Raw genomic sequence first — 5,369 nt, forward strand, 5'->3', positions numbered from 1 at the left:
CAAAGATGTTTTACCGTGATCGACGTGACCCATTACAGTTACAATAGGAGCTCTAAATACTAAATCCTCTTCTTTATCCTCAACAACTTGAATTGCTTCCTCGATATCTACAGTAATAAACTCAACATCATAACCAAATTCGTCAGCAACAATTGTTAATGTCTCTGCATCCAAACGTTGGTTCATGGTAACCATAATTCCAAGTGACATACACGTTCCAATCACTTTAGTAATTGGCACATCCATCATAATTGCAATTTCACCTACAGTAACAAACTCAGTAACTTTAATTGTTTTACTTCCTTCGTCTAAAGCTCTTTGCTCATCATCAGATTTCTGACGGTGTGTATCTCTTTTATCTCTTCTGTATTTTGCTGCTTTCGATTTACCACCTTTACCTTGAAGTTTCTCCAAAGTTTCACGGATTTGGTTTTTAACCTCTTCCTCAGTAGGCTCAACTTTTGCAACAATTGCAGGTCTATTTCCTTTAACAAATCCAGGTCTTGCACTTCTATTTGCATTAAAACCACCACCTCCTGTGTTTGGAGTGATTTTGTTTGGATTTGGCGCTCCAGGAACTCCAGGAGTAGCAGGCGGTCTAGGCGCACCTGGCTTTGGAGCAATTCTTTTGCGTTTATTTTTGTTCGCATTATTAGCACCAGCCGCTCCAGGAGCACCAGGCTTATTAGGCGTAATTTTTGGATCTTCTTTTTTCTTTTTTGGCTTATTGAATTGAGACAAATCAATAACTTGACCCGTTAAAGTCGCACCAGAAAGTTTTTGATATTGAGTTGTAATTGATTCTTCAACCGGAGCTTCCCCTGAAGTAGCTTCAGCTTTTTTCTCTGTTGCTGATTCTGGTTTCTCAACATTCTTAACTTCCTTAAACTTTGGCTTATCTTTTACCTCAGAAGTTGGAATCTCTGTTTTAACTTTTTCTACTGGAGCCTCTGCTTTTATAACATTCTCAACAGTTTCTTTTTTAACTTCTTCTTTTACAACAGGCTTTTCTTCTGGAACTACCTCTTTAGGAGCAATTACTTTTTCAGCAACAACAGGATCTGGAGCAGTAGTAGGCTTTTTAGGATTAAGATCAATTTTACCAACTTGTATTGGTCCCGACAAAACAGCTCTAGCTTTAATAACTTCTTGTTGTTTCAAACGGTCTTCTTCTAATTTGCGTTTGTCTTCAACTTCTTTTTCACGCTCAATACGCAAAGCTTCTTTTTCTTTTCTTTTCTCCTCACCTACTTCCTTAGAAGCCTCTTTATTCCCCTTGTCGCCTGCAAACTGACTTTGTAGGATATTAAATTCCTGCTCAGAAATTTTTGTGTTTGGGTTTGATTCAATAGCAATACCCTTATCTTTTAGATAATCCACAGCCCTTTCTAACGAAATATTTAATTCCCTTAAAACCTTGTTTATTCTAATAATTCTCTCTTCAGACATAAAACCTTTTTATTTTTACCTTATTCGTTGTTCTACTTATATTTTATAATAAAAATAGAAATTTATTTTATATGAGGAATTAATAGCATGTTAACTATCAAACTCTTCATTTAATATTCTCATTACATCTAAAATCGTTTCCTCTTCTAGGTCGGTTCTTCTAACTAAATCTTCTACATCATGTTTCAAAATACTTTTCGCAGTATCCAAACCAATTTTTGCAAATTCTTCAATTACCCACTCTTCTATCTCATCTGAGAACTCAGTCAATTCAACATCGTCATCATCTGCAATTGCACCAGCTACATCACCTTCACGTATTACATCCAATTCATAACCAGTCAACAAACCAGCTAAACGAATATTATGACCTCCTCTACCGATTGCTTTAGAAACTTCTTCCAATTTCAAAAACACTTCAGCTCTCTTTGTCTCTTCATTAATTTTGATTGAAGAAACTTTAGCAGGACTTAATGCTCTAGTAATATACAATTGAACATTACTAGTATAATTAATTACGTCAATATTTTCATTTCCTAATTCACGAACAATTCCATGAATACGAGATCCTTTCATACCCACACAGGCTCCAACCGGATCAATACGATCATCATAAGAATCAACAGCTACTTTTGCTTTTTCACCAGGAATTCTCACAACATTTTTAACCATAATCAAACCGTCAAAAACTTCTGGAATTTCTTGTTCAAATAATTTCTCCAAGAACTTATCTGAAGTTCTAGACATAATAATTTGAGGCTTATTTCCTTTTAGTTCAACGCTTTCAATTATACCTCTCACATTATCTCCTTTACGGAAGAAATCTGAAGGGATTTGTTTTTCTTTTGGTAAAATGATTTCGTTTCCGTCATCATCCACCAAAATTACAACTCTTGGACGTACATGATGCACCTCCGCTGTATATATATCACCAATAATATCTTTAAATTGTTTGTAAAGATTGGTATTATCGTGTTCGTGTATTTTCGAAATTAAATTTTGTCTTAAAGCTAATATCGCTCTTCTACCCAAATCTATCAGCTTAACTTCTTCAGAAACCTCTTCACCAATTTCAAAATCAGCTTCAATTTTTCTAGCTTCGGTTAATGTAATTTCTTCATTTTCAAAATCCAAATCCTCGTCAGCAACGATTACTCTTCTTCTCCAAATCTCCATATCTCCTTTATCAGGATTTATAATGATATCGAAATTATCATCTGAACCGTATTTTTTTTTCAATGCATTTCTAAATACATCTTCCAAAATTGCCATAAGCGTTACACGATCAATAAGTTTATCATCTTTAAACTCTGAAAATGAATCGATTAATGCTAAATTTTCCATGCGAATTCTTTAATTAAAATGTTACTGTAACAATTGCTTCTTTAATATCTGAGTAAGGAATTTGTTGTTCTTTTTGAACCGTCTCTTTTCCTTTACCAATTTTTTTGGGTTCTCTAGCTTTCCAAGACAAAATTATAAAAAGATCATTAGCTTCAACTAATTCTGCTTCAATATTTTCGGTATTCGTTTTAACAATTAATGTTCTACCGATATTTTTTTTATACTGTCTAACTAATTTTAAAGGTGAACCAACTCCAACTGAAGCTACTTCCAAAGAGTAATCTTGTTCTTCTCTATCTAAATTATTTTCAACAGCGCGACTTATATCAATACAATCCTGCAAAACCACGCCATTGTCCCCATCAATACCAATAATAATTTTAAAACTGTCCGTTATGGTCAAGTCAATTAAAAAAATAGATGGTTTTTCAAGAAGAGCCTCTTCTAATACTTGCTTTACTTTTTCTTTAAATGTCATATCTTTATAAAAAGAGGGGACATTAGTCCCCTCATTATTTAAGTTTTAATAAATAACGGTGCAAATATAGTGTTTTTTTATAAATCAAAAAAATTGATTACTATTAAAAAAATTTATATCTTTAATCTATTAAATTAGCACAGTTTTACTGATAAATTAAACCCCAAACACCATGAAAAGAATTTTAATTCCGACTGACTTTTCTAAATATGCTGATGAAGCAATAGAAGTTGGCGCAGAAATTGCAAAAAAAAATGACTGTGAAATCATTTTAATTCACATGCTTGAATTACCAGGCCAAATGAATGACGCCTTAACTGGAGCAACAAGTATCCCAGAGGTAATGCTTTTTAAACGCAAAGCAGAAGAAACATTAAAAAATATTAAAAACCGCCCTTACATACAAGGAATCAAAGTAACAGAAGTAATACGACTTGATGGTGCATACCACGGAATAAACAACTACATCAAACAAAACGACATAGATCTAATTGTCATGGGTTCTCATGGTGCCTCAGGAATTGATGAAATTTTCATTGGATCAAACACCGAAAAAGTAGTAAGACAATCCGGAACCCCTGTTTTAGTTATTAAAAACAAAATAAATAATTTCAAAGTCCAAAACATCATTTTCGCTTCCGATTTTTCAAAAGAAATTAAAAAACCATTTCAAAAAATGATTGATTTCACTAAATTATTTGGATCAAAATTAAACTTGGTAATGATTTGCACGCCGAATACCTTCAAAAGCACTTCGGCCGCACGTAAAATAGTAACCGATTTTGTTGCTGATTTCGACATGCCAGAATACTCATTTGAAACATATAACGAAAGCAATATAGAAAAAGGGATTATCAACTATTCCAACGAAAAAGATGCCGACTTAATCGCATTTTGCACTCATGGAAGAACCGGCCTTAACCATTTCTTCACCGGAAGCATTTCTGAGGATTTGGTAAACCACGCCACAAAACCCGTATTAACATTTAGAATATAAATTCACAACAAAAAGAAAGCCTCTCAAAATTTTGAGAGGCTTTCTTTTTAAATGTAACACTTCGATTAATACCATAAAAAAAGCCCTTCAAATTGAAGGGCTTCCGTTGGTCTACTAGGACTCGAACCTAGAAAGACTGCACCAAAAACAGTTGTGTTACCATTACACCATAGACCAGCTTTCTTGCTAACATTTCTGCTAAGCGAGTGCAAATTTAAAACAAATTCCAAGCTGTGCAAACTTTTTTTGCCTTTTTCTTCAAAAAAATTGAAACAAATTTCAATTTAAAAAACAAAATCTGATTAAAATACTGAAAGACAAAGCTTTTACCAAAACGATTATTTTCTATAAAATTATAATAATGCGACTTAACTTTAAAAAAAAAAACATTTTCTTTGTAACACTTTTTAAAACACATAAAAAAAACAGAAGACTAGTATATGACATCATTCAATTTCAACAAATGGAATACAATTACAGGTTGGCTTGCCTTTTCAATCGCTTTAATAACTTATACACTTACTGTTGAACCCACAATGAGTTTTTGGGATTGTGGCGAATATATAGCTACAGCCGCCAAACTTGAGGTTGGCCACCCACCTGGAGCTCCACTATTCCAAATGATTGGTGCTTTTTTTGCAATGTTTGCCATAGATAAAGAGCACATTGCTTTAATGGTGAATATGACCTCTGTATTTTCTAGTGCCTTCACTATATTATTTATGTTTTGGTCATCAACAATGATCTTAAAAAAAATAATTGGACAATATTCTGAAATCAACAAAAACAATTCAATTGTCATCCTTGGAAGTTCTTTAGTTGGCGCTTTAGCTTATACCTTTTCGGATAGTTTTTGGTACAATGCTGTCGAAGCTGAAGTATACGCCATGGCCACTTTGCTAATTTCTTTGCTATTGTGGTTGGGATTACGCTGGGAACAGGAGATGAACACTCCAAGAGGAAACAGATGGCTACTCTTAATTTCTCTGGTAGTAGGATTATCTTTTGGGGTACACTTTATGTCTCTATTGACCATTCCGGCGATTGGATTTTTATATTTTTTTAAAAACTATAAAGTAGTCACGGTTAAAAATTTCATTA

General features: G+C 33.4%; 5 protein-coding genes and 1 tRNA gene. 2 read left to right on the top strand and 4 right to left on the bottom strand.

The window, feature by feature from the left end; genetic code table 11:
* The 3 genes from VFS71_RS15715 to rimP form a co-directional block, all read right to left on the bottom strand.
* On the bottom strand, positions 1-1,449 hold a 1,449-nt coding region (locus VFS71_RS15715; protein WP_326402440.1), incomplete at its 3' end, for a translation initiation factor IF-2 N-terminal domain-containing protein.
* Between the two features lie 90 nt (positions 1,450-1,539).
* Positions 1,540-2,793: a transcription termination factor NusA gene (nusA, locus tag VFS71_RS15720; protein WP_310006832.1), complete on the bottom strand. Its 1,254-nt coding sequence runs from the start codon at positions 2,791-2,793 to the stop codon at positions 1,540-1,542.
* A 13-nt stretch (positions 2,794-2,806) separates the two neighbouring features.
* Positions 2,807-3,271, bottom strand: coding sequence for a ribosome assembly cofactor RimP (gene rimP / locus VFS71_RS15725; RefSeq protein ID WP_326402441.1), 465 nt, complete (start codon positions 3,269-3,271; stop codon positions 2,807-2,809).
* Positions 3,272-3,443: 172 nt separating this feature from the next.
* Between rimP and VFS71_RS15730 the strand changes: the two genes are divergently transcribed.
* Positions 3,444-4,268 (top strand): universal stress protein, encoded by an 825-nt coding sequence (locus tag VFS71_RS15730; protein WP_326402443.1) that lies wholly within the window; start codon positions 3,444-3,446, stop codon positions 4,266-4,268.
* Between the two features lie 106 nt (positions 4,269-4,374).
* Here VFS71_RS15730 and VFS71_RS15735 read toward each other — a convergent pair.
* Positions 4,375-4,445 (bottom strand) — tRNA-Gln (locus VFS71_RS15735).
* A 263-nt stretch (positions 4,446-4,708) separates the two neighbouring features.
* Here VFS71_RS15735 and VFS71_RS15740 point away from each other — a divergent pair.
* Positions 4,709-5,369 (top strand): DUF2723 domain-containing protein (locus VFS71_RS15740; RefSeq protein WP_326402445.1); only part of this gene is annotated, 661 nt, incomplete at its 3' end.

The organism is Flavobacterium sp., assembly GCF_035760125.1.
GTDB lineage: Bacteria > Bacteroidota > Bacteroidia > Flavobacteriales > Flavobacteriaceae > Flavobacterium.

What these genes read in the sequence shown, in the direction of transcription:
- nusA (WP_310006832.1), bottom strand. Translation starts at nt 2,793, where the DNA reads ATGGAAAATTTAGCATTAATCGATTCATTTTCAGAGTTTAAAGATGAT.
- rimP (WP_326402441.1), bottom strand. Translation starts at nt 3,271, where the DNA reads ATGACATTTAAAGAAAAAGTAAAGCAAGTATTAGAAGAGGCTCTTCTT.
- VFS71_RS15730 (WP_326402443.1), top strand. Translation starts at nt 3,444, where the DNA reads ATGAAAAGAATTTTAATTCCGACTGACTTTTCTAAATATGCTGATGAA.